The organism is Longitalea luteola, assembly GCF_017356035.1.
Taxonomy (GTDB): domain Bacteria; phylum Bacteroidota; class Bacteroidia; order Chitinophagales; family Chitinophagaceae; genus Niastella; species Niastella luteola.
The window spans coordinates 47,750-72,114 of sequence record NZ_JAFIQX010000014.1 but is presented as its reverse complement, the minus strand read 5'-3'; the positions used below and the strand labels follow the sequence as shown (position 1 = coordinate 72,114).

The window sequence follows — 24,365 nt, the reverse complement described above, 5'->3', positions numbered from 1 at the left end:
AGTTTATTGTTTACATAAACCAAAAACCAGAAACCGTTACATGCAGCTATCTCGTAACATCTTCATATACACTTCGCCTTTTTCTCTTGCAAATTGAACATTGCGTTCAGGGATCTCTTCCGCATTACCGTAAAATTGTATTGCTTTTCTGATATCGTCTTCGCGAAGCAAATGCAGCATGGGATAAATGGACCGGTTGGTGTAATTGGCCGGGTCGTCGGGGGCGCTGTTCTCGAACCGGTATAAAGGATGAAAAGTAGCCAGCTGGTAAATGCCTTCGTACTTTTTTTGAATCAACAGTTTTTCGGCAAACGAAACCAATTGCAGGTAATCGTCAAAGTCGCTGAATGCATTGGGAAAAATAAGCAGGGTAGTGGCAATCGATCTATCCCGGTCGAGCCGTTTACATTCCCGCAACAAGGCTTCTCTGGCGTCTGATCGCTTGGGGCTGAATGCTACCTGGTAATGAATGGTATTATTTTTAAATTCCCGGTTAGCGAACGGACAAAAGTTGCAGCCTATTACAATTTTTTTGATCCAGTTCTTTGTTTGCTCAATGACCTGTTGTTCGGATAGCATGAGGTAAAGGTAGGCAAGGTGTGCCACACTTTCAAAGTGTGGCACACCTGATCAATCCCTGTACCGCTGGCTCTTCACCATTTCCGATAAATAATTCCTGTACAGGCTGTAAGAACGGGCATCGTAAAATACCGAGGCGCTGTTGCGGCGCGCATACAGCATTTCCTTCAGCATTTTTTGTAACTGCTCCTTTACCGGTTTGTCATTGGCCAGTTTGCGCTCTTCATCAACTGAGGTGAAGTCGTCATTTTTGGTATCTATCAGGTCTGCTTTTTCTGGCTGCATGCCTGCAGATGCTACCTGCCAGGTAATATCGTCACGCATGCGTTTGTATTTAAAGAAATATACATAGCCTTTTTTATTCTCGTATGCTACGGGCAGTTTGTCCAGGAATATGAGGGTGTCGATCTTGTCGTAATTGGTCAGCGACTTTACGATCAAACTTTTTGAAATGTCGAACTGGTTCCTGAATTGTTTGGGAAATTTGTCGGTCATTTTTATGGCTTCCAGGTCAACATACAGTTCGCTGCGGTATTCGTCGAGCTGTGCATACTTTATGAACAGGGAATCGGGTACGTTGTGTTTGTTGCGAAGCAGCAGGATGAAAGTATTGTATAACAAACGCCGGTCCTGGGTGGTTTGCAATTGTTCGAAGAACGTTTGCACGCCCGGGTTCCTGGTAATGAATGGCAACAGCAGGATGGCATACCGGTCAAGCTCGGTATTGCCGGCATCGGAAGGGCGGTCTTCCTCTTCATCATAATTGGCGTACAATGAAACGGTAGGAGCAGCATCCTTACGAGCTGCTTTTTCCATTTTAGCCTTGTTTTCCTTGGCCAGTTGTTTCTTCAAAAGTTGTTTGGCCTCGAGGTAGATCTTCGGAAAGCTGCTTTCATAATCGGCAGCCTGCAGGTAGCCGCTGTCTACCATGGTAACCAGTAAGTTCATGATGTCATTGCGATAATCGTCAATATTCATCAGTTGTAAAATGTCGGGGAAGATGACTTTGGATAGCGACAGGGTATCGAACAACGGCGACCAGCGGCCGTAATAACTGTTTTTTTTGCCAACCCTGCCACCAACGGTATAATCTGCATATACGGAAGGTAGCCTGTAGGGCGCATAGGCGTAATCTTCATCCATGATCGGGGGCTCCTGCAAGACCAGGTCCTTAAATGCCAGGAAAGCCGTTTTGGTCCGTTGATTAAGCAATGCATGTAATATAGCGTTCTGCCAGTCGGCCGTATCCTTTACTTTCCAATACAGTTCTTTCAGGTAAGGAGTAATGCTGGCGTCTCTCAATTTGCCCAGGCTTTCGATAAAATGTCTTTTCAGCAGCAGGTAATCTTTTATTGTCCAGTTGAGCGAATCAATGGCTTTTTTCAACAGCGGAACATCCAGTGAATCAAAGCCAACCTGGTACAACGATTTGCGGGCCCTTTTTACCGTTACCGAGTCTTTGCTGAAAAGGTCCTGCATAAACCGGTCGGTCTTCCTCACAAACAGCGATTCACCTTTGAGCGTGTCTGCCGGTTTAAAGCTGGCGAAGAAGTTAGATAACAGAGCGCTTTTAGTGCTGAGGGTATCGGTGAGGGTAGAGATGCTGAAGAAATGCCCCTTATTGTAGAACAGTTTTGCGATGATAAGCCGGCTGCTGTTGGTATCTGTCAGCTGCAGGTCGCGGCAGCGGATACCATTGGGCAGGGTATATTCTTTATTTTGTTTTATGATGAAGGTGCTTTCGGCAAACCAGGTGTTTGCAGTGGCATTCTTCCAGAGGCTGGCGCTATCTTTCTTATAGCTGTATTGTGGGGCCTTGTAATGCATGACGAGGATCTTTTCCCCGATGGTGTCATTACCGATGAGCCGGGTACCAAAGGGGGGCAGATTGTCGTCTGCATCATCATCGACTATGCCGTTCGATAATTGGATCCATTCTTCCATCCCGGTGGTTTCATTTTTTTTACCAGCGGATGCATATACTGGAGAAGTGACGGTAATGCTCAGGGTAGTATCTGTATGCGTTGTGGCCGGTGGATAAACCCACGGCGTTATGGAAAAGGATTGCAGGAAGCGTTGTATGCCGGGATGCTCGTTTTTGTAACTGGCAATAATGGCGTAGTATACGGGCCCCCTGATCACATATTTCACACTGCTATAGCTGCCGTCCTTGTGTCTGAACTTGCTTTCCAGTGCCGGGTAGCCGTTGACGCTGATAAACCGGCGGCTGAGTTGTTTGGCGATAAAGTCGGAATAGCCATAGCTTTCATCCATCAGGTTCAGCTCAAAGCTGTCTTCTTCGATGAATGAAAAGTTGTGCAGGTTGGCTTTCATGATCAAATAGCTGTCGCCGGTAGCAGCGTCGCGTGCGGCATATTCGAGCCGGTCGGTGCCAAAACTGTTGTCCTTCAGCAGGGCAGGCACATGCGGCAGTTGAATGCTGAATCCACCGGTTGCAGGCTGCCAGGTTTGCCAGCCGGCGGCGCCATATTCTTTCAGGCGAATGGAGCCGAAGAATTCCTGGGCCTCATTACCGGTATTAATGTATTCGCCATTACCGCTCATTTTGAACAGGACAACCTCGAAGGGTGTCACGAATACCTGGTAACGTTGGTGGTCGCCACGGCGGGTGCGGTTAATGATGTCGAGCCCCTTATACCCGTTTTTAGTGATCGGTGTTCTCTTCAGGATCTTGCCGGGAATATTTTCATACAGCAGGCTGTCGATCTTTTTGAATACCTGGTCACTGCTATGCCCCCACGATAAACTGTTTGTTTTTATGCGGGTGACCATATAGTAGGCGCCGTTCACCATATCGGCGTATTGCACTACATCCATGCCGTTCCAGTCGGTAAACCGATAGAACTTTTTGCCGGGGATCGACACGGTATAAAAGCCGTCGTCGCAGGTTTGGGTAGTAAAGGGGTGGTTGATCCTGATCCTGTCAACCGTTTCTTTTTGCTGGCTGTTGCGGCTGTCCATACGGATGGGGCGCATGGTATAACCTTTTTGACGCAATAATTCAATTACGCCGCGTTTGCCGGGTAAATGGGCGGCGCCCACACCTACAAAAAGCGACATCTTCTTTATGATGGAATCAATGGAGTTGGCCTGGATCTCATTGCGCTTGTACAGGAATTTTTCCTGGAAGGCATCCGAGAAAACGGTCATGCTCTCGAGCGAATCGAGCAGGTCGAGATCGCCTTTGCGGTAGGCATCCTCCACTTTTTTGGGGTTGGTCATCATGCCTTCGTAATCATAGCTTCTTTTTTTCTTGTTCTGGTCGCGCAACATGGCTTTGTACGCTTCCATCACCAGCTTTTCACTTTCCTGGAAGTTCTCAACCCCACTCACCCGTTTGCCCAGTTTCTTACCGGTTTGAAATATGTACATATCGAGAAAAGTATCTTCTTCAAAATCTTCTGACTGCCGTCCGTAGGTGCGGTACAGCATGCCATTGATCATGGAAGGCTCCACTGCCAGCGCCGCTTTGATGGCTTCTTCATACCGGTCAATGGCGAAGGTGGTGATGCGCATATGATCAGTTGGCCAGTCCCACCGGTTCGAATACAGGTTCATTAAAGATGCGCCTTTTTGGCGGCCGCGGAAGAAGACCGACTGGCTGTAATCATCCTGCCAGCTTTCGGGATTTGTTTCCAGCGCTACTACATCGGCGCTTTTAATGGCTGTATAGAAAGAATCGCCCAGGTGAAAAGCCAGTTTATCGCTTACGTGCATGGTGCCGAAGAGATAGGATGGTTTTTTAAGGCCATTACCACTGATCTCCCACAACAGGCTCGGGTATTTTTTGGAGGCAGGTTTGGGAATGACAGGGGCGGCAGGCTGTGGAGTCGGTTTTGTTTTTGGGCGCGTCTGTTGTGCTATTGATGGCATAACGATCGCCAGCATCAGAACAGATAGCAAGCGGATACATTTTCTCATACGTGTTCAATAATTAAATGACCGGTGACAGTACTCAGGTTACCTGGTTGTTTAAGGCGCGATTATGAAGGTTATCTGTAGAGCGCTTCTCCCTCTTCTATAAATTTCGTAATAATATAGCACATGTGAACGGAGAATACGCGGGGGAAAGGTGTAAAATTCAGATTGCCTGCCTGGCAGGCGGGTTTCTGCCTCATAAGCAATTCCCTGTAGCCGGCGGGAATTCTATCATATTATCGATTTTTAAATTTGGGAACCGCATTTTTTTTAATTACCTTTGCCCGCTCGAATTTTAGCTTACATGATATCAAACCTGGTGCCGTAAGACCTCGTTTGTATCGGAACTCACCCCCCGATGTACCCTGTTCTTACTCCCCCTCGTTCGTATCATGTGGCTTTTAAAAACAGTTAAAAATACACATGAAACTTTCACAGTTCCGGTTCGATTTACCACTTAACCTTATTGCCCAGCACCCTACAAAAAGACGTGAAGATGCGCGTTTAATGGTTGTGCATCGCAGCACCGGTCAGATAGAGAACAAACATTTCCGCGACATCCTGGATTATTTCGATGACAAGGACGTGTTCGTAGTGAACAACACCAAGGTATTTCCTGCCCGGATGTACGGCCGCAAGGAAAAAACAGGGGCGAAGATCGAGGTGTTCCTGCTGCGTGAATTAAATAAACCAAACCGGCTGTGGGATGTGATTGTAGATCCGGCCCGTAAAATCCGGGTTGGTAATAAACTTTATTTTGGCGAGAACGATGAGCTGATCGCTGAAGTGATCGACAATACCACTTCCCGTGGAAGGACCATTCGCTTTTTGTGGGATGGCACCGATGAAGAGTTCCGCAATATGCTGGAGTTCCTGGGCGAAACGCCATTACCCAAGTATATTAAACGCAAACCCGAAGCAGAAGATAAAGAACGCTATCAAACCGTGTACGCCAAGCATGAAGGAGCCGTAGCGGCGCCTACGGCCGGTTTACACTTCAGCATCGAGCTGATCAAACGTCTGGAAATTAAAGGGGTTCGTTTTGCCGAAGTAACCCTGCATACCGGTTTGGGTACTTTCCGCCCAATTGAGGTGGAAGACCTCAGCAAACACAAAATGGATGCTGAGTACTACAAGATCGATGACCTGGCCTGCAAGATTGTAAACAAAGCGATCCAGGGCAATCACCGCATCTGCTCCATTGGTACAACTACAATGAGGGCCATCGAGAGCTCTTATACTGCTGAAAAGCTGTTGAAGCCTTCCGAGGGCTGGACGAACATTTTCATTCATCCGCCTTACCAGTTCAATATTGCGGATTCACTGGTCACCAACCTGCACCTGCCCAAAACCAGTCTGCTGATCATGGTTTGCGCTTTTGCCGGCTATGACCTGGCGATGGAAGCCTATAAAAAGGCCATTAAGGACAAATATCGTTTCTTCAGCTATGGAGATGCGATGCTGGTGATCTAACGCTAATTTGCAAATTAGCAAAGGGCAAATGAAAAACGGTTCCTGTAATCAAGGACATTGATATTATAAAAGCCGGAGACCTTTTTGGGGTTGCCGGCTTTTTTCGTGAAACGGCAGACAGCAGACTGGAAACGGCAGACGGCAGACGCGTTTTGCCTTTAGCCTTGAGCGTTTCGCGTTAGGCATTTTGCCTTAAGCTTTGAGCCTTCAACCCTCAGCGTTTTGCATTTTGCCTTTAGCCTTGAGCGTTCTGCGTTAAGCGTTTTGCCTTGAGCCTTGAGCCTTGAGCGTTCTGCGTTAAGCGTTCAGCGTTTAAATTTACACGTATAGGTGCGCCCGCCATTGTAAATAAATGCTTTGAATCGATTGGTGCCCGTGAATTGCAGGTCATCAAAGTATTCAGAAATGACATCCTGGGTTTGAAAACTTACAACGGTTATAAACAGGCCCTGTACCTGTGAGTCCTGCTGCCAGTCGCGCCGGATATCCCAGCTGCCTTCATACATTTCGCCCTGATTATTTATATACGTTACACCGCCGGATGACTCAAAAGTGAAGCGGCCGGCCGTGAAGTTGGGCCTGTCGCTGCTGCCAATGCCAAAACTGTTTACGTCGTATAACTCCCAGGTGCCACCGACGATCCGCCGTTCATATGATTTCAAAAAGTCTTTGCTGCAGCCTGTTATGAGTAATAAGGTAATGGGGATGAGTGTAAAGTATAGTTTTTTCATACGTAAGTTTTTAATGGTTGATGGAGTATAAGCCTTTCGTTCCTTTACAAAGTTGATCATCCTTGCGATGAACTGCATGGCTGCGAAAGGCATTTAACTTAATATTCAGCTAAAACTGCTGATTGCCGGAGAATTGAGACTGGTCTGCGGAAATTATTTCGGTGCCGGTTACCGATTTGCCGATTTTTTAATGCAATCAAGTAAATTTGATTATATGTACGTTTTATGAAAGAACTACTCACCATTTTTGTAACCCTAACCTGCTTCGCCTCGATGACCTGCGCACAAAACGAGATCCCGTTGTACCCTGATTCTATTCCCAATTCCAAAGCAGTGCCTGATGAAGAGAATACTGAAACCGATGAAAAAGGAATTCGCCGGATCTTCAAAGTAAGCCGGCCAACGCTGACCATATATGAACCACCGAAAGAAAAAGCAAATGGAACGGCCGTTATTGTTATTCCCGGCGGCGGTTATCGCCTATTGGCTGCCGGCCATGAGGGCCATGACGTTGCCAAACGATTTAATGAAATGGGCGTCACGGCTTTTTTGCTGAAATACCGACTGCCCAGCGATGTAACCATGGTGAATAAGGAGATCGGTCCGGTTCAGGATGCACAGCGGGCCATTCAACTGGTGCGTGATAATGCAAAACAATGGGGCATCGACAGGGACCGGGTAGGTATCATTGGTTTTTCTGCGGGTGGTCATCTGGCCTCCACGGCTGGTACCCATTTTGACCATGCTTATATTAAAGCAGGCAGGAAATCGAACCTGCGACCCGATTTTATGGTCCTCATCTACCCCGTGATCAGTTTTGCCGATAGCATTACCCATATGGGTTCGCGTGATAATTTGCTCGGCAAAGACCCTTCGCCCCAAAAAAAAATGGAGTACTCCAACGAATTGCAGGTTACCAAAAAAACACCGCCTACCTACCTTGTACATGCGGAAGATGATCAAACCGTGAAAGTGCAGAATATGCTGCTGTTTGCCACCGCCCTGCAAAAGAATAAAGTGCCGTTCGATTTCTACCTGTATGAAAAAGGTGGTCATGGCTTTGGCATGAATAACCCCACCAGTGACGTAAAGTGGATGGACCTGGTGCAGGAATGGATGGATAAGAACGGCTGGCTTAAGAACAATTAGCTAATGTGCTAATTAGCTAATGTGCTAATTGGCTAATGCGCTAATGAAATACAGTTCCCTTGATCAAGAAATTGGGCTGCTGGCGCAGGGAGAATGGGTTCAATGGGGCTAATAAAAAGAAAGCCGGTAATGTTGAGAGGCATTATCGGCTTTTTTATTTTTAAGAATGCTCAAGATTCACGAGTCGATTGACCATTTACCATTGACCATTCACCATAGACTATTCCAGCCCAAACAACCCTTTATTCAGCAGTTGCAGGGTTTGGGTCTTGTAAGAAGAAGGAACGAGCATTGACACGTTGTGTTTGCTGCCGCCATAACTTACCATACGCACTGGTATTGGTTTTAAGGCTTCAAACAATTTGCTCAGGATATCCTGCGTCTGTGCAATTTCATTACCAACTACAGAAATGATGGTGTGATTGTCTTCTGTAGTGATGGTGCCGAATGGTTCCAGTTCTTTTACGATGGAAGTTAAGTTAGCGCCATGATCGATAGTTACCGATACCGCTACTTCAGAAGTAGTGATCATATCGATAGACGTACGGTATTTTTCAAACACCTCAAAGATCTTTCTGAGGAAACCATATGCCAACAGCATGCGGCTGCTCTTGATATTCACAATGATGATACCGTCTTTGGCCGCTACGGCTTTCACGCCAACAGAACCGGCTTCCTGGGTAATGGTAGTTCCCAGCGCTTCAGGCTGCATGGTGTTCAGCAGTTTTACCGGAACCTTTTGTTGCTGCGCAGGCCAGATACAGGTAGGGTGTAAGATCTTGGCGCCAAAATAAGCCAGCTCGGCTGCTTCTTCAAAGCTCAACTGTTCAACAGGCACTGTTTTTTTAACGATACGGGGATCGTTGTTGTGCATGCCGTCGATGTCGGTCCAGATCTCGCAAACTGAACCATTCACTGCTGCAGCTATCAGTGAAGCCGTATAGTCACTGCCCCCACGTTTCAGGTTATCAACCTCGCCACGCGCATTGCGACAGATATAGCCTTGTGTAATGAACAATTGTTTTTTGCTGTTTTCCTGCAGGATGCGGCCCAGCTTCACCTTGATGGTGCTCAGCTGCGGTTCATCCTGTGCGTCGATGGTCATGAATTCAAGCGCCGGCAGCAGCATATGATCTATGCCTTTTTCATCGAGGTAAACGCTGAATAATTTGGTAGACAGCAACTCTCCCTGCGCGAGAATATCTTTGCTAAGGGCTTCGCTGAATGATATCTTCAATATGATGTTCAGGAATTCGAAATGTTCAGATACAATGCTCTTCGCCTTGGCATATGCCTTATCGGTCTTAACCAGTTCCTTGATGAAAGACTGGTAATGGGCTTCTAACTTGTCGATCAGTTCTTTGGCCTGGTCACGATTGCCGGCTGCCATGGCTTCGCCGATAGCTACCAGTGCATTGGTTGTACCGCTTAATGCGCTCAATACTACAATACGTGGCTCACTGTTGTCTTTGGTTATCAGTTGCGCTACCTGGTGCATCCGATCGGGTTTGCCTACCGAGGTGCCGCCAAACTTCATGATTTTCATCTGGGAATATTTATTTAGGGCTGCAAAGATAAGGTGCAAACAGTTACCAGTTGCTGGTTTCCGGTTGCCAGTTCAGTGTTACAGGTTACAACTTAATACCAAACCGTTCTCCCAGAGCTTTAAGATCAGTTGCTACGGCATCCAGTAATGGAATGCCTTCCTTTCTTCTTACCGCTTCCATCTCGCGCTCGGGATCGCCGGGAATAAGCACTTTTGCTTCGCCGTTCACCGGTTTGGCGCTGCGGAAACGCCTGATCCAGTTATCCATATGTTCTTTGAATTCATCGGCGGGGCGGAAGGCGTCTACCCGCATAGCGCCAAAGAAATGGCCAATGCCTTTGCCGGGCATACCGGTTGGCATAGGCACATAGGCTGGAAACGGGGGAACCCAGGGGCCATAGTTGGCGCCGCTCAATACGGCTGAGAAAATATCAACCACTGCGCCCAGCGCATAACCTTTGTGGCTGCCATGCTCGCGGTCGCCACCCAGGGGCAGCAGCGCGCCGCCGGTCTTCAGCTCATGTGCATTGGTGCTTGGGTGACCTTCTTTATCCTGGATCCAGCCCAGCGGCGCTTCCAGGTTCTTTCGTTGTAAGATCTCGAGTTTGCCATTTGCCGCTGTAGTAGTTGCGAGGTCAGCAACAAATGCGGGTTCTTCGCCGGCCGGTATACTTACGCAAATGGGGTTGGTGCCAAGCAGCCTTTCCGTTGAAAAGGTGGGCGCTACCAATGGACTGGCATTGGTCATGGCCATCCCGATCATCTCATATTCCAGCGCCATCATAGCGTGATAGCCGGCTATGCCAAAATGATTACTGTTTTGCACACTTACCCAGCCGGTGCCTGCTTTTTTCGCTTTTTCTATGGCTACCTGCATGGCGAAGGGAGCCACAACAAGGCCCAGTCCGCTATCGCCATCGACTACTGCAGTTGATGGGGTCTCATGAATAATTCTGATAACCGGTTGGGCATTCACCCGTTTGGCTTCCCACAGGCGAACATAACCGCTGAGGCGGGCAACGCCATGGGAATCAATGCCCCGCAGGTCGGCGCTCAGCAGCACTTCGGTGGCCAGCCCAGCCTGTTCTGCCGGGCAGCCCATCTGCTGAAATACCTGGTTCGTGAAATCGAATAACTGTTGGTACGAGTATATTATTTCTGACATGGTGCAAAGAAACAAAAGTTCACCGTTTCCGGTTGTAGTTTTCAGTTTACTGCAGCCCAAATAAAAACCCCTGCCATAACATCCCATTGGGGCAGGGGTTTTGTTATTGAAAGTGTATTTCCATTAGCTAATCAGCACATTAGCTCATTAGCTAATTTAATTATGCTTTCAGCTTCATATTCACCGGATCCCAGTGAATGACCCTTTTCTGGTAATAGCTGTCATTGGCAGCCAGGCAGGGTGCGGCCGCCCGGAAGGCGAATTCAGGTCCCTCATTGGCCATAGTGCCATTGCGGATGGCATCGAAGAAATTCGTGAAATGATCGAGGTGATCACTATAACCATCATGCACTTTATATTTTACCGGCGCCTTTTCAGGTCGTTTATGGTCGTCCTTTGTCCAGCGCTCGTTGTATTGTTTCTTCAGTTCTTCCTGCATCGCCATGGGATACGTATTCAGCGAATCATAACCGCCAATACCCGGCGCTTTTGGTAACAGGCTGTGCGTTACTGTAAAGCCATTGCCCTCCAGTTCGATCATGCCTTCTGTACCATACAGCCTGATCAAACTTTTATTACCGCCACCGCTGATAAAATTCACCCGCAACATAAGCTGGAAAGCCGGATGGGCCTTGGTGGCCGGATAATCCATAATGGCCGTCATTACATCCGGTACGTCGCGGCCATCTTTCCAGTAAGATAACTGTCCGCTCGATACAATGCGGGTAGGGCCATTGGAATCGGTGATCATATGAACGCCCGACAGCAAATGCACGAACAGGTCGCCTGCCATACCGGTGCCGAATGCTTTGTAGTTGCGCCACCAGAAGAATTTTTTGGGATCGAACGCTACCTGCGGCATGCCGCTCAAATAGCGCCGCCAGTCTACCGTTTGCGGACTGGCATCCGTTGGCATGGTGTATTCCCAGGCGCCGATGGCGCTTTGCCGGTCGTAGGTGGCTTCTACACAGTTGAGCGCGCCGATCTCACCGGCTTTGTATAATTCCTTTGCTTTAATATAAGCAATGCTGCTTACCCTTTGGCTGCCCACCTGCATCACTTTTTTGCTCAACCGCTGGGCGCCGATCAATGGTAATCCTTCCCAGATCTTATGCACCATAGGTTTTTCGCAATACACGTGTTTGTTCTTGCGAAAGGCTTCGGTAGCAATACGTGCATGCCAGTGATCGCTGGTAGCAATGATCACGGCATCGATGTCTTTTTTATTGAGTAATTCCCGGTAATCCTGGGTAGTGAATAATGAACTGCCATATAATTCTTTCATCCGTTCGAGCCGGCCCGTGTACAGATCGCAGGCGCCGGCCAGTTCAACGCCTGGCACTTTAAGGGCTGTTTGCAGATCCTGGTGTCCCATGATGCCGGTGCCTATAATGCCTATGCGAATGGCATCATTGGGGCCAATAGGTTTCTCATAACGAATGATGCGTTCTTCCAAAGTTTCTTCGTTGGCTTTGGCTACAGAAGCAAAGGAACCTGCAGACAGCATTGCAGCGGAGGCTGTTAACTGCTTTAAAAATTTGCGGCGGGTTGATGCGTAATCTTTAGACATATTCATGGTTAAGGTTGACAAGTTAATACGTTATTAATTTCAGCTTACAGGTTCGGTTTACCGGTTTTCAGGGTTTCAGCTGAAAGGTGTGCCACACTTTCAAAGTATGGCACACCTGCTGAGCAGTACCGGTTGCCAGTTAAAAATTACAGGGCTTTGCCCGGCTTTAGCCGGGATTGCAGGGCGGGCGTTCAGCGTTTGGCTGTTTTTACAAAAACCAAACCACAAACAAATTTTGGGGCTTACATTAAAAATTTGATAACTGCACGTTTCTTGCTGAGTACCCGCCAGTAATATCGATGCGCTGCGAAAAGGTGCCTGAAGTTACAGATAATTAAAGATTTTTTTTCAGCCGGTAAAGTATATTTACAATTATGAAGGTTAAGGCCGTACTTCTTTGTTTAGCTGTTTTTTTACAATATCATATAGAAGCGCAGCCGCGCCGGGAAGATATTTATAGTGATTTTGTCCTATATAAAAAGCGGCAGTTATTGTTAAAAGACCTGCGCGAGAATGTAATAGGCAAAGCGTTTTTAGCGCCGCTCGACAGTAATACCGAATATAAATATGAAGCTGCCTGCCGGGCCATTGTTCAGTTCATGCTCGATAATGACACCACCCAGATGGGCATTACGCAGCTGTTTGTTCATTACGATGCGCTGCTCTATGATACCAAACGCGCCATGCTCGAAACCGTGTATGGCATGTACCCCGATCAATATATTCAAAGCATTCAATTACTGCTGGCGAAGGAAACGAATCCTTTCCTGTTTGCCATGGCTGCAGCATACAGCCTCCGGTACGATTCATCAGGCGTTAATACCGCCAATATCCGCAGAAGGATCAGGGAGCAGTTTCCCGGTTATGCCAACATTCCGGTACTGGTTGAATTGGATAAATACATAAGCACCTACACTCGTTTTACAGCGCCTGCCATCAAAGACCTCATCGAATTGTTCGGCCACCAGCAGGTAGTGAAGAAAAAAGTCATTTACTCGTTTCAACGCCATAACCGCGATTATGCCGGACTGGCCATTGTGCAAAATGCAGATGGTCGTTTTATGCGGCATGCTGATGGCCGGCTGATGATGTTCGAGCAACTGGCCCGCTCCGCTTCCGGCATGCCCTATTTCATTCCCGATGGCAACACGCCGCAAGGTGTGTACAGTATACAGGGCACTGCGGTCACTTACAATAAACTGATTGGCCCTACGCCCAACCTGCAACTGGTAATGCCCTATGAAAGAAAATGGACAACCTATTTTCATGCCGGCGATAGTGTTGTGTACACTCCCAACTATGATGCGTTGTGGTCTTACCTGCAATTGCTGCCGCCATCGATGCGGAATGTAAGCTCGGTTACGGAAGCATTTTATGCGGGAAAAATTGGCCGCAACTCCATCATCGCGCATGGTACTACAATCGATCCGGAATATTTCAAAAACAAACCCTGGTATCCGTTAACGCCTACCATGGGCTGTTTGTGTGCAAAAGAATTATGGAATACATCGAATGGCCGACTGCTGGTGAGCGAACAGTTTAACCTCGTGAGTGCTTTTAGTGCAACGGCCGGCAACAAGGGCTATTTGCATGTAATTGATATCGATGATCAGCGGAAGCCGGTGAGTAAGGCGGAGATCGAAAGATTGGTGAAGGAGTATGAGAAGAAGTTCACAGTTCAAAGTTCACAGTTCAAAGTTCAAAGTACTAAGTAAGTAGTTCACTGTTCACAGTTGCCAGTTACCGGTTACACAGATGCGAACGTGGTTCAACGTTACAAGAAAAAAGCCGGCAACCTCATTACGATGTTGCCGGCCTCTTTTCATTATATTCATTATTATCGGAACTGCATTTCGTTAGCACATTAGCTAATCAGCACATCAGCTAATCAGTGTATTGGCATCTTGGCTAAAATGGCAGATCGTCAACGGGCTCATTGAAGCCGCTACCGCCCGAAGATGTGGGCGCACTTGATCTTTGTGCGGGCGCTGAATACTGATTGCTGCCGCCGCTGTAATCTCCGCCACCAGTGCCGCCCTCAGGACGACCACCTAATAATTGTATTGATACCACACGCAGGGTAAGCGAAGCGCCATATGTACCATCTTGTTTAGTAAAAGTTCTTATTTCGGGATTTCCTTCTACATATACCTGGGTGCCTTTGCGCAGGTAAGGCGCAATGCCGGTACGGTCACTCCAGTAAGCACAGTCCACCCAAATGGTCTTGTCCTTCTGGTTACCCTGGGCATCACGAAACCTTTCTGTGTGTGCTACCGTAAAATTCATTACCGTTTTCCCATTCACATTGTTGGTAACACAATCCTTACCCAGGTTGCCGATTACTTGTAACTTAATCATACTTAATAAATTTAGCGTCGTACTTAAATATTGTTTTGTCCGGCAAATTAAAGAATAATATGCTAATGTAATAATGTGATAATTCGAGAATTCGATAATGGAATACAGTGTGAATAACCATGACTATTCGTTAATGTGTAGCAGGTACTGTATGTGCCTTTGAGTTCTAGCGCTGTATTTAATTATCACATTATCAAATTAACACATCAACTAATTTCTTCCTGAGCCTGCTTCGATCAATCTTCCAAAGAAGATCGCGTTTAGGAACAGCTTGGTGCCACCCAGCCAGAATGCCCTGAAATTCGGATTGTCGGCAATGGAGATCACGCGGCCATTGCCGAGCGTATTTACGAGCACCGCAGCAGAGTTCTTTATTGCATTATAATTTTCTTTGGTTACAAAACCACTTTGCAGGGGCTTGTCGCCATACACGAGCGGGTTCGAGTAAGGATTTTTGTTCCGCTCAGGGTAAACGGCGTTGGCTTTGAAAAGATCAACGTACGGATAGTTATAACCGTAAGCCAGCGGATGACTGAGATCGGCGATGGCCCTGAAGATAGCCCCATTCATTCTTTGCGCGCCCAGCCGGTTTTCGCGTTCTATATAGGGTATCTGTTTGGCGCTGTCCTCTTTTGCTTTTTTGAAGGTCACATTCGTGAATCCGTTTTGTACAGCCCATTGTACGGCTTCTTCCGTAACAATGAAAGTGCCGCCGGCCTGTATCCAGGAGCGCAGTTTTTCTTTGTCGAGCGTATTGTAAGTGCCGCCTACCATAATGAGCGTGTTGTATTTGCTCAGGTCGGTCCGGTTAAAGACTGGTACTTCCAGGTGCGTCGAAGGAATGTTGAAATGTTGGTCGAGCAAAAACCAGATCTCGCCCGCATCGGTAGCATTTACGCCAGTGCCGGTAAGTAAGGCAATGGATGGTTTGGGTACCGGCCGCATTTTGTGGCTGCCAAGGTCGCTGCCGCTGGTGGCGCTGCCGGTATTGATGGCGTATACAGTGATGCCATTTTGTTCGGCGGCCGTTTTTATTTGCTGGTATAATTTTTCAGCATCGACGGTTTGCGTTTTTACCGGGATGAAAATGGCGCCGTAGTTGAAGGACCGGCTGCCATTATGAACCGCAATTTCGAAGGGGGCAGATGCTGTCCGGGTATTAATGCCCGCTGCCTGAAGTGCGTACAATGCGCGTGGCGCGTAATATTCATCCCATTCAAACAGGTACGCATAACTGCTTCTGCCGCCGGCCACGGTTCCGGTTACGGGAGCGGCCTTGTCGACTTTCGCACCCAGCAGGGATGTATTGAAGCGGGCGGCATTCAATTCGGCATAGGGTAGGCCAAAGGCCAGGGGTAGGGTCCAGGCGGTAATGTCGTAAAACAGACTGTCTTTATAATTGAGTGTTTTATCAAATATGGCCCTGATCACGCGGTACTGGGTTTGGTTGGCAGGCACCACAAAGGCATTTCCTTTTTCAAAGTTGAACCCATCTGCCTGCATGGCAGCATTCAGTTCAAATACATCGATCTGCTGGCGGCGCAGCATGTCGATGAACAAAGCGGTTTTGCTTCGGTCTCGGCCACTGCCGAATACATACCCTTTTATTGCAGTGTTGGCGGCATCAACCAGGGCATTCTTGTAAAAATCTCTTTGGTAGGTGAGAAATTCTTTGCGTAGGGCCCTGGCGCCTTCAAGGGTGGAAAGGGTAGTGGTGAACTGGTTCTTAATGGTGAACGGGAATCGCAGCACACCGTGTTCTGTTTCCTGTGCATGCCCGCGCGAAGAAGCCTGTTCGAACAAAATGCCAATGGCGCCATTGATATCCGGATACGTTGAGCCCTTACCGTAATAGAAGTCATCGTAACTCTCTTTGGTGAAATACAGGGAGCCGATGCGATCGAGAAAAGCCGCATGGTAAGCGCCGAGTTTACCCGTGAGCTCCTGGTTGGCAGCCGGCGTTAAAGGATTTACGCGTGAGGGTACGCCGGGTTGAAAAAAGAAAGTGGCATTGCTGCCCTGTTCATGATGGTCGGTTAAAATATTGGGTTTCCATTTATGGAACCATTCCAACCGGTTCCGGCTTTCAACATGTACCAGTGGCAGCCAGTCGCGGTTGAGGTCGAACCAGTAATGGTTGAACCGGCCGCCGGGCCACACTTCATTGAATTCGCGGCTATCCGGGTCGGTTACCAGGTTCTTGCTTTTATGCTGGTTTACCCAGGTAGAAAAGCGTTGCAACCCATCCGGGTTGTAAGAAGGATCAAATAAAATGACGGTGTTTTGCAACAGCTCGTCTATTTGTTTGCCCTGTGCTGCAGCCAGGTAATAAGCGCTTACCAGGGCGGCATTGGCGCCGCTCGATTCATTACCGTGAATGGAATGGCCAATGTACACTACGATCGGCATGTTGTCGATGGGCAGGCCGGCCGATCGCTGTGGATCGCTGAGCTGAACATGTTGTTCGCGGATGGATTCCAGGCGTTGGTGATTTTGCGGGGAAGTGATGATCAGCAATACCTGCGGACGGTTTTCATACGTAAAGCCCATCCGTTCGAGTTTGATGCGGTCAGGTGCGGCTGCTGCAACTGCATACATATAGTTCACCAGCCGGTCATGGGTAACATGCCATTCACCGGGTTCGTGGTAAATAATGTCTTTTGGTTTGGGGATGGCCGAATTATAGGTAACGCTGTCGGGAAGGTAATAGCTGAGGTCCTGGGCAGGGGAGGATTGAATGATACAAAATAAACAGGCTACGATCGTTATTACACGATTGCAGGGATCAGGCTTTCTCATAAAGACTGTAACGTTTTGTTGTTAAGTTATGGAAGATAAGACAAGAATTCGGGGATTTAGGGATTTCGAGATTTCTGATTTCGAAATTTCTGATTTAAGGATTTTGAGATTTCGGAGTTTTCGATAATAATTAAACTGCTGCCGAAAGTAAATCTCAAAATCTCGAAATCTCGAAATCAGAAATCCTTTTTGGTTTGGCTTTTGAGCACTCGGGATATACCCAAATAATTAAACTGTTGCCGAGAAATAAAATCTCAAAATCTCAAAATCTCAAAATCTCAAAATCTCGAAATCTCGAAATCAGAAATCACCTTCAGCCTTCCGCCTCCTTGAACCATTACCCCCTTTTTGTGTTATTCAGCTTGTCAGCGTCGCCAGGTGGGTAATTCCCCCTTTCGGCCATTAATCGTATATTTGCAAGCTTAATTTTTTTAGGATATGAGCCGTAAAGGAAAAGTTTTGGTGGCAATGAGTGGCGGTATCGACAGTACCGTTACCGCCCTGATGCTCAATGATCAGGGCTATGAAGTGGTAGGCATTACCATGAAAACATGGGATTATGCTTCCAGTGGCGGCGGCAAAAAAGAAACCGGCTGTTGTAATATCGATTCTTTCAACGATGCCCGTATGGCTGCCGTGCAGCACGGGTTTCCGCATTATATTCTGGACATCCGCGATGAGTTCGGCGATTTTGTGATCGAGAATTTTGTAGATGAATACCTGGCTGGCCGTACACCCAACCCCTGCGTGATGTGCAACACCCATATTAAGTGGCGGGCTCTGCTGAAGCGGGCCGATGCCCTGGGATGCGACTATATTGCCACTGGTCATTATGCCAATGTGCACCAGCACGACAATGGCCGGTATTATATCAGCAAAGGAGTAGATGAAACCAAGGACCAGAGTTATGTCTTGTGGGGCCTGCAGCAAGACCTGCTGAGCCGCACCCTGCTGCCTTTGGGCACTTATCATAAAACGGCCATCCGCCAGATGGCACTCGATTACGGTTATCCGGAACTGGCAAAGAAAAGCGAGAGTTATGAGATCTGCTTCGTGCCCGACAACGACTACCGCGGTTTTTTGAAAAGAAGGGTAGACGGACTCGAAGAAAAAGTATTGGGTGGCAATTTTGTAGATAAGAGCGGTAAAGTGTTAGGAAAACATAAAGGCTATCCTTTCTATACCATTGGCCAGCGCAAAGGCCTGGATATTACATTTGGTAAACCTGTATATGTTACCAATATCATTCCCGAAACCAATACGGTGATGCTGGGCGAAGAAGATGATTTGAACCGACAGGATATGCTCGTAAGTAAGATCAACTGGATCAAGTACGATGGTATTACGGATGGAACAGAGGCTATTACAAAAATCCGCTATAAAGACAAAGGAGCGTTGGCCAGCCTGTACAACCATGAAAACGGCGTGCGGGTACAGTTCTCCCATTATGCCAAAGGCATTGCGCCCGGCCAGAGCGCAGTGTTCTATGAAGGCGATGATGTGATCGGCGGCGGCGTCATCCAACGCGGACAATTAGCCTGATTTTCAGGCAATAAATAGATGTGAATCAACGTTACAACCATCCCGGCTTTAGTCGGGATGGTTTTTTAATTTGTGGCTGCAACTTAATAATCCCCATGGTTGTCCTGTAACAAAGTAGCTGTTTTACAAACTGTTGTATGAAGAAATGTTTTTTAACTGCAATTACTGCCGGAGTCGTTTTTTTAGGTATCCAGTTAAGCGGATGCGAAAAGAAAACCGATGATATTGTTTCGGATCCCGTGGAAGCTTTTTTACCCATGCAAACGGGTAAATATGTGATCTACCTCCTTGACTCTACGCGGTTCGTTAATTTCGGACAAAAAGATACAACGGTAACCTACTTTGCCAAAGATACTGTGGAAGGACCTGCCACTGATAACCTGGGCCGCGCCGGCTGGCGCGTAGTGCGCTACCTGCGCGATACGGCCAGTGGGCACGAAGCTGACTGGAACGCCGTACTCACTTACCAAGTAATTCCCGGCCAACAAAAGATAGAAGTGAAGGAAGGCAATTTCAGGTACATCAAACTGGCCATACCCGTAAAAGACGGTTTTAGCTGGCGGGGTAATGGCTATATCCCCAGCAATCCTTATGGTGAATTGTTCGAGTTCAGCAATGATGAAGATATTCAAACCTGGGATTATACTTACCAGGATGTAGGTGTAGCCGCACAATTCGGTAATAAAAATTACGATAGCACAATTACCGTTGTGCAGATCGCTGATTCAACCAACCTGCCGTTGGAAACGGGCATCCCTGCTTCCAAAACTTACTGGGTTGAAAAATATGCAAAGAATATTGGACTGGTATATAAAGAAGTTGAGATCTGGGAATACCAACCGCCTACCACTACCTCCGCAGCATACAAGCAGGGGTTTGGTTTGAAAATGACCATTGTCGATCATAACTAGTCGCTATGATCGGTTAAACCGAAGGCTATCTACCATTAACAATAACCTGCCATGAAAAGACTAGCTACGCTGCTGGCACTGTTAACTGCTGCTACCGGTTATACGCAAGCTCAATTCTCCCGTTACATTGTTCAGTTCACTGATAAAAAAGGCGCTGCCTATACATTATCAGATCCGGCAGCTTACCTGTCGGCAAAATCAATGGCCCGCCGTACCAGGTACAAGATCAGCTACGATTCAACCGATCTGCCAGTCAGTACCGCATATCTTGATAGTATCCGCAGCATTCCCAATGTTACCATAATAAATGTGTCGAAATGGTTGAACCAGGTTTTGATCAAAACCACTGATGCCGGTGCACTTGCCCGGATCAATGCATTTCCATTTGTAAAGAAGTCGAACGGCATTGCACCCAGAATGGCCACCGGCAATAGTAGTGTTTCGGCTACGCTGGCCAGTGAAACAGTTACATTGCCGGCTTCGATGAACCAGGTAAGCGGCCGAACAGGTACTGCCGCCATCGACTATGGCCAGATGTACAACCAGATCCATATCCATAATGGCGACTGGCTGCATCAACTGGGTTTTACCGGTCGCGGCGTAACCATTGCCGTATTGGATGCAGGTTTTCAGAACTACCTTAGCAACCCGGCATTCGACAGTGTACGGTTACAGGGACGGATCCTGGGTACCTGGGATTACGTAAAGAACGAAGCCAGTGTAAACGAAGATAATTCGCATGGCGCCAATGTTTTTTCGCTTTTGGCTGCTAACCGGCCGGGTGTTTTGGTGGGCACCGCACCGCACGCCAGCTACTGGTTATTACGCACGGAAGATGTAGCTACGGAATACCCGGTAGAAGAGCAGAATTGGGTAGTGGCTGCTGAGTTTGCCGACAGTGTTGGCGTTGACATGATCTCCTCTTCATTAGGATATAACGTTTTTGACAATGCCATTTTTAATTACTCCCATGCCCAACGCGACGGTAAGACGGCGATGATCACGCTGGGGGCCAATCTGGCTGCAAAAAAAGGAATACTGGTCGTGGTAGCGGCCGGTAATTCCGGCGGCGAGGCATCTGACCTGAAATACGTGGCTGTGCCTGCTGACGCTGAAAATGTGCTCACCGTGGGGTCTGTAGACATTAATGGAAATATTGGCTATTCCAGCAGCTGGGGACCGAATGGTGCAGGGGTATTAAAACCAAATGTCGTTGCTGTAGGTGTGAATGCCTATGTAGCACATCCGCAGAACTGGCAGCCTGTTGCGGGCACAGGCACATCGTATGCATGTCCAAATATGGCGGGTCTCACAGCCTGCCTGTGGCAGGTGTTTCCCGAGCTTAGCAGTATGCAGATCATGGATGCGCTGCAAAAAAGCGGCAGCAAATCAGCAAATCCCGAGTTTCAGTATGGGTATGGTATCCCTGATATGAAAAAGGCCGTTGCCATACTTACCAAACAATATGCAAGCGCCGGTACCGCCTTTGATAATTGTATTGTGTCGGTGAACTGGAACAGCAAGGACGATACCAGCTCGCTGTATACCATCCAACGAAAATTACCCGGAGAAACCGGTTTTATGACCATTGGTCAGACTGCTTCCACTTCATTATCGTTTAAAGCCAACAGTTATACATACCGCGATACGATAAAAGCAGCCGGCGGGCCCATTCAATACCGGGTATTGCAGGCCATGCGTTCTGTAGATACGGTTCTTGAAATAGCCAACCTGCAACAGCCGATCCATTCGGTTTGTTTCCCCGATAACACGTTGATGGCGTTGCCAAGTCCCTTCGATCAGCAATTAACCGTAGTGGTGAACACGCCCGAGGTGATCAATAACATGGGTTTACAGATAACTGATATGAGGGGGCGCATTGTTTATGCTAAAAAAACGGCCAAACCAGCAGGTTATTTCAGCACAACAGTAATGGTCCCGGGCTGGAGCCCTGGCATTTATGAAGTTGTTTTGTATAACAACAGCAAACGGATCTACAGCCGCAAAGTGTTGAAAAAATAACCGCTTTATTTTTTTTGGAACACGGCCCCAAACAGCGTATCCGCTTTTTGCTCATAACCGGTGAACAACGTCGATTGCAGCAATTGCAGGGAAAGCTGCTCCTCGATGAATTGCACCACTTCCTCATTTTCTTTTTTAAATACCGAACAGGTACAATACAACAGAAAGCCGCCTGGTTTCAGGGCGGGAATGGCATGTGCGATGATCTTTTTTTGCAGGGCGCTGTAGCGGTCAATTTTTTTCGGGTCGAAATAATACAGTTGTTCCGGTGTTCGGCTCCAGGTGCCGGAACCGCTGCAGGGCACATCGGTGATGATCATGTCGAAACCCGGTTCCTGATCGTCATAAGTTGTGGTTGAGAGATCGCCTATGAAAGAATGATAGTTCCTGATCCCTGCGGCCGCAAACCGTTTTTCAAGATTAACAAGAATGGATTGTCTTACATCGGAGACCGTGAGGTCGATGCGCCTGAAGATATCAGTGGCGAGGATTGATTTTCCACCACTAGCTGCACAGGCATCCCATACCCGGAGCGGCTTATTGGCCATAGCATCTGCGGGAGGAGAACCATCGGAGGCAGAAGCTTTGGCGAAGGCGGAATTGCGAATGAATTCCATCAGCTCCCCAATGCGTTGCGAGCTGTGATCCTGGATCACTGCTTCCCGATCAGTGCCAATAACAGTATCTATTTTAGAAGCATTCGGCAGGGCAAGGCAATGCCTGCTGACCTCGCGGAAGGGGACGCCTGCCTGTTGCAGTTTGCTTTTCACGGCAGCCTCATGGCGGGGTCGCAGGCGGAGGAAAAGATCGGGTTGGGTGAAGAAGGAAGCGCAAAAGGATGTATGATCCATGTTTGCACTCAATTCATCTTTCCAGGGAAATACTGCCAGCAAGCCAGCTGCCGCATCTGTGTCGCTGATCAGTCGCCATTTATCCGCTAACGACAAATGCGTCTGCGAATCCCAATCCGGTTTCAGGTGCTGCAGCAATTCATTAGGTTCAGCGCTGCATAAAAACAGACCGGTGAGTATCCGTTCTTCCGCCGGCAGTGTTGGCAGCGCTTTTCCGAGGCGGAAAAAAGCATAGCATAATTGTGAAATATTCTTCCGGTCTTTGGAGCCGTATTTTTTATGCTGGCTGAAGAACTGTTTGATAAAACTCCCGAACGGTAAACTGCCGTTGTACTGTTGCAGCAATTGCACTGCCGTGTTTAAATGGGAGAAGTATTTCATGCGAAACAAGAATGCCCCATCAGCCGGCTGGCTAACAGGGCATTTCGATTTATTAAAGTCTCTTTTATAATTCCAGTAATGTTTTAACCGGATCTTTTCCGAACAACAACAGCTCCGGATTTTCCAGTAATTCTTTCACCCGTACCAGGAAGCTTACTGACTCGCGGCCATCAATGATCCGGTGGTCATAACTTAAAGCCAGGTACATCATGGGTTTAATCACTACCTGTCCGTTAATGGCCATCGGACGTTCCTGGATCTTGTGCATACCGAGGATGGCGCTTTGCGGCAGGTTAATGATGGGCGTGCTCATCAATGATCCGAACACACCACCATTGGTGATCGTGAAAGTGCCACCGGTTAATTCATCCATCGATAATTTGTTATCCCTTGCTTTTGTAGCCAGCTCTATCACTTTCTTTTCTATTTCAGCCATGCTGAGGCTTTCCACATTGCGGATCACCGGAACGGTTAAACCGCGGGGTGTAGATACAGCTACAGAGATATCAGCGTAGTCGTGGTAAACCAGCTGGTCGCCATCGATATAGGCGTTTACCGCAGGCCATTCCTGTAAGGCAATGGCGCAGGCTTTGGCAAAAAAGCTCATGAAGCCGAGGTTTACCCCATGCGCTTCCTTGAACTTGTCTTTGAACTTGCTGCGGATCTCCATGATGCGGCTCATGTCTGCCTCATTAAAGGTAGTGAGCATGGCCGTTGTATTCTTGGCTTCAACCAGGCGGCGGCTGATGGTTTTGCGCAGCTGGCTCATTTTTTCCCTTCTTTCATCACGGCTGAACAGCGGTTTGCCGCCGGTTACTTTGCCGGGATTTGAGAGGGCGGCCAGTACATCGTTCTTTACGATCTTACCGCTGAATCCGCTGGGGGTAACTGATTTGGGGTCTACTTTTTTATCGGCTATGATGGCAGCTGCAACAGGCGTAGCTTTCAGATCGTTCGATACAGCTGTTACAGGCGCCTGAGACGTCTGCGTAGCAGGAGTTTCTGACTTCTGACCTCCGGCTTCTGACTTCGTTTCCTTCGCCGGTGTTCCGTTGGAATCTGCTTTCTTTTCCGGTTTGGCTGCTGTTTCATCAATAGTAGCCAGCACGTCGCCAATTTGAAGGGTATCGCCTTCCTGGGCTGATTGTTTCAGAACCCCCGCTTTTTCGGCATTTACTTCAAAGGTGGCTTTTTCGCTTTCCAGCTCAGCGATCACTTCATCACGTTCAACATAATCTCCACTGTTCTTTACCCATTTTAATAAAGTAACCTCGCTAATGGATTCTCCAACTGTCGGAACTTTTATATCTATCATAAAAAACGTTTCTTATTTATCGTCAATGGTGAAT

Annotated in this window: 17 protein-coding genes; 7 read left to right on the top strand and 10 right to left on the bottom strand. The window is 47.8% G+C overall.

Features of this window, described 5'->3' with window-relative positions; translation table 11 throughout:
- Nucleotides 1–36: 36 nt before the first annotated feature.
- Together JUB15_RS25525 and JUB15_RS25520 are read right to left on the bottom strand one after the other, a co-directional pair.
- A complete protein-coding gene (locus tag JUB15_RS25525) occupies nt 37–579 on the bottom strand; it encodes a DUF1415 domain-containing protein (RefSeq protein WP_207515497.1) in 543 nt (180 codons plus the stop codon).
- Between the two features lie 51 nt (nt 580–630).
- Nucleotides 631–4,521: a TraB/GumN family protein gene (locus JUB15_RS25520; protein ID WP_207515496.1), complete on the bottom strand. Its 3,891-nt coding sequence runs from the start codon at nt 4,519–4,521 to the stop codon at nt 631–633.
- A gap of 420 nt (nt 4,522–4,941) precedes the next feature.
- Between JUB15_RS25520 and queA the strand changes: the two genes are divergently transcribed.
- On the top strand, nt 4,942–5,991 hold the full coding sequence (queA, locus tag JUB15_RS25515) for a tRNA preQ1(34) S-adenosylmethionine ribosyltransferase-isomerase QueA (protein ID WP_207515495.1): 1,050 nt from the start codon (nt 4,942–4,944) through the stop codon (nt 5,989–5,991).
- Between the two features lie 305 nt (nt 5,992–6,296).
- Here the strand turns inward: queA and JUB15_RS25510 are convergent, their stop codons facing one another.
- Nucleotides 6,297–6,722, bottom strand: coding sequence for a hypothetical protein (locus JUB15_RS25510; RefSeq protein WP_207515494.1), 426 nt, complete (start codon nt 6,720–6,722; stop codon nt 6,297–6,299).
- A gap of 225 nt (nt 6,723–6,947) precedes the next feature.
- Between JUB15_RS25510 and JUB15_RS25505 the strand changes: the two genes are divergently transcribed.
- Nucleotides 6,948–7,871 (top strand): alpha/beta hydrolase, encoded by a 924-nt coding sequence (locus JUB15_RS25505; RefSeq protein WP_207515493.1) that lies wholly within the window; start codon nt 6,948–6,950, stop codon nt 7,869–7,871.
- A 220-nt stretch (nt 7,872–8,091) separates the two neighbouring features.
- Here JUB15_RS25505 and JUB15_RS25500 read toward each other — a convergent pair whose 3' ends face one another.
- The 3 genes from JUB15_RS25500 to JUB15_RS25490 all read right to left on the bottom strand — a co-directional run bounded on the left by JUB15_RS25500 (nt 8,092) and on the right by JUB15_RS25490 (nt 12,152).
- A complete protein-coding gene (locus tag JUB15_RS25500; protein WP_207515492.1) occupies nt 8,092–9,417 on the bottom strand; it encodes an aspartate kinase in 1,326 nt (441 codons plus the stop codon).
- An 85-nt stretch (nt 9,418–9,502) separates the two neighbouring features.
- Nucleotides 9,503–10,582 (bottom strand): Ldh family oxidoreductase, encoded by a 1,080-nt coding sequence (locus tag JUB15_RS25495; protein WP_207515491.1) that lies wholly within the window; start codon nt 10,580–10,582, stop codon nt 9,503–9,505.
- A gap of 160 nt (nt 10,583–10,742) precedes the next feature.
- Nucleotides 10,743–12,152: a Gfo/Idh/MocA family protein gene (locus JUB15_RS25490; RefSeq protein WP_242696514.1), complete on the bottom strand. Its 1,410-nt coding sequence runs from the start codon at nt 12,150–12,152 to the stop codon at nt 10,743–10,745.
- A gap of 106 nt (nt 12,153–12,258) precedes the next feature.
- Here JUB15_RS25490 and JUB15_RS25485 point away from each other — a divergent pair, with 106 nt between their 5' ends.
- Nucleotides 12,259–12,411: a hypothetical protein gene (locus JUB15_RS25485; protein ID WP_207515490.1), complete on the top strand. Its 153-nt coding sequence runs from the start codon at nt 12,259–12,261 to the stop codon at nt 12,409–12,411.
- A 115-nt stretch (nt 12,412–12,526) separates the two neighbouring features.
- Complete coding sequence (locus tag JUB15_RS25480; protein ID WP_207515489.1) at nt 12,527–13,867, top strand: hypothetical protein; 1,341 nt, start codon at nt 12,527–12,529, stop codon at nt 13,865–13,867.
- A 193-nt stretch (nt 13,868–14,060) separates the two neighbouring features.
- Here the strand turns inward: JUB15_RS25480 and JUB15_RS25475 are convergent, their stop codons facing one another.
- Both JUB15_RS25475 and JUB15_RS25470 read right to left on the bottom strand, forming a co-directional pair.
- The gene (locus tag JUB15_RS25475) at nt 14,061–14,510 is read right to left on the bottom strand and encodes a single-stranded DNA-binding protein (protein WP_207515488.1); all 450 of its coding nucleotides are present in this window, start codon (nt 14,508–14,510) and stop codon (nt 14,061–14,063) included.
- A 210-nt stretch (nt 14,511–14,720) separates the two neighbouring features.
- Nucleotides 14,721–17,309, bottom strand: coding sequence for a M14 metallopeptidase family protein (locus JUB15_RS25470; protein WP_207515487.1), 2,589 nt, complete (start codon nt 17,307–17,309; stop codon nt 14,721–14,723).
- 438 nt (nt 17,310–17,747) lie between these two features.
- Between JUB15_RS25470 and mnmA the strand changes: the two genes are divergently transcribed.
- From mnmA to JUB15_RS25455, 3 genes are all read left to right on the top strand, one after another.
- Nucleotides 17,748–18,851: a tRNA 2-thiouridine(34) synthase MnmA gene (mnmA, locus tag JUB15_RS25465; protein ID WP_207515486.1), complete on the top strand. Its 1,104-nt coding sequence runs from the start codon at nt 17,748–17,750 to the stop codon at nt 18,849–18,851.
- A gap of 137 nt (nt 18,852–18,988) precedes the next feature.
- Nucleotides 18,989–19,762 carry a hypothetical protein gene (locus JUB15_RS25460; RefSeq protein ID WP_207515485.1) on the top strand — a complete coding sequence of 258 codons (774 nt, stop codon included), beginning with the start codon at nt 18,989–18,991 and terminating at the stop codon, nt 19,760–19,762.
- Between the two features lie 51 nt (nt 19,763–19,813).
- Nucleotides 19,814–21,784: a S8 family peptidase gene (locus tag JUB15_RS25455; protein WP_207515484.1), complete on the top strand. Its 1,971-nt coding sequence runs from the start codon at nt 19,814–19,816 to the stop codon at nt 21,782–21,784.
- A gap of 5 nt (nt 21,785–21,789) precedes the next feature.
- Here JUB15_RS25455 and JUB15_RS25450 read toward each other — a convergent pair whose 3' ends face one another.
- Both JUB15_RS25450 and odhB read right to left on the bottom strand, forming a co-directional pair.
- Nucleotides 21,790–23,016: an RsmB/NOP family class I SAM-dependent RNA methyltransferase gene (locus JUB15_RS25450; RefSeq protein WP_207515483.1), complete on the bottom strand. Its 1,227-nt coding sequence runs from the start codon at nt 23,014–23,016 to the stop codon at nt 21,790–21,792.
- 64 nt (nt 23,017–23,080) lie between these two features.
- Nucleotides 23,081–24,331 carry a 2-oxoglutarate dehydrogenase complex dihydrolipoyllysine-residue succinyltransferase gene (gene odhB / locus JUB15_RS25445; RefSeq protein ID WP_207515482.1) on the bottom strand — a complete coding sequence of 417 codons (1,251 nt, stop codon included), beginning with the start codon at nt 24,329–24,331 and terminating at the stop codon, nt 23,081–23,083.
- Nucleotides 24,332–24,365 lie beyond the last annotated feature (34 nt).

Coding starts and splice junctions, on each gene's coding strand:
- JUB15_RS25525 (WP_207515497.1), bottom strand. CDS start 579: ATGCTATCCGAACAACAGGTCATTGAGCAAACAAAGAACTGGATCAAA.
- JUB15_RS25520 (WP_207515496.1), bottom strand. CDS start 4,521: ATGAGAAAATGTATCCGCTTGCTATCTGTTCTGATGCTGGCGATCGTT.
- queA (WP_207515495.1), top strand. CDS start 4,942: ATGAAACTTTCACAGTTCCGGTTCGATTTACCACTTAACCTTATTGCC.
- JUB15_RS25510 (WP_207515494.1), bottom strand. CDS start 6,722: ATGAAAAAACTATACTTTACACTCATCCCCATTACCTTATTACTCATA.
- JUB15_RS25505 (WP_207515493.1), top strand. CDS start 6,948: ATGAAAGAACTACTCACCATTTTTGTAACCCTAACCTGCTTCGCCTCG.
- JUB15_RS25500 (WP_207515492.1), bottom strand. CDS start 9,417: ATGAAAATCATGAAGTTTGGCGGCACCTCGGTAGGCAAACCCGATCGG.
- JUB15_RS25495 (WP_207515491.1), bottom strand. CDS start 10,582: ATGTCAGAAATAATATACTCGTACCAACAGTTATTCGATTTCACGAAC.
- JUB15_RS25490 (WP_242696514.1), bottom strand. CDS start 12,152: ATGTCTAAAGATTACGCATCAACCCGCCGCAAATTTTTAAAGCAGTTA.
- JUB15_RS25485 (WP_207515490.1), top strand. CDS start 12,259: ATGGCACACCTGCTGAGCAGTACCGGTTGCCAGTTAAAAATTACAGGG.
- JUB15_RS25480 (WP_207515489.1), top strand. CDS start 12,527: ATGAAGGTTAAGGCCGTACTTCTTTGTTTAGCTGTTTTTTTACAATAT.
- JUB15_RS25475 (WP_207515488.1), bottom strand. CDS start 14,510: ATGATTAAGTTACAAGTAATCGGCAACCTGGGTAAGGATTGTGTTACC.
- JUB15_RS25470 (WP_207515487.1), bottom strand. CDS start 17,309: ATGAGAAAGCCTGATCCCTGCAATCGTGTAATAACGATCGTAGCCTGT.
- mnmA (WP_207515486.1), top strand. CDS start 17,748: ATGAGCCGTAAAGGAAAAGTTTTGGTGGCAATGAGTGGCGGTATCGAC.
- JUB15_RS25460 (WP_207515485.1), top strand. CDS start 18,989: ATGAAGAAATGTTTTTTAACTGCAATTACTGCCGGAGTCGTTTTTTTA.
- JUB15_RS25455 (WP_207515484.1), top strand. CDS start 19,814: ATGAAAAGACTAGCTACGCTGCTGGCACTGTTAACTGCTGCTACCGGT.
- JUB15_RS25450 (WP_207515483.1), bottom strand. CDS start 23,016: ATGAAATACTTCTCCCATTTAAACACGGCAGTGCAATTGCTGCAACAG.
- odhB (WP_207515482.1), bottom strand. CDS start 24,331: ATGATAGATATAAAAGTTCCGACAGTTGGAGAATCCATTAGCGAGGTT.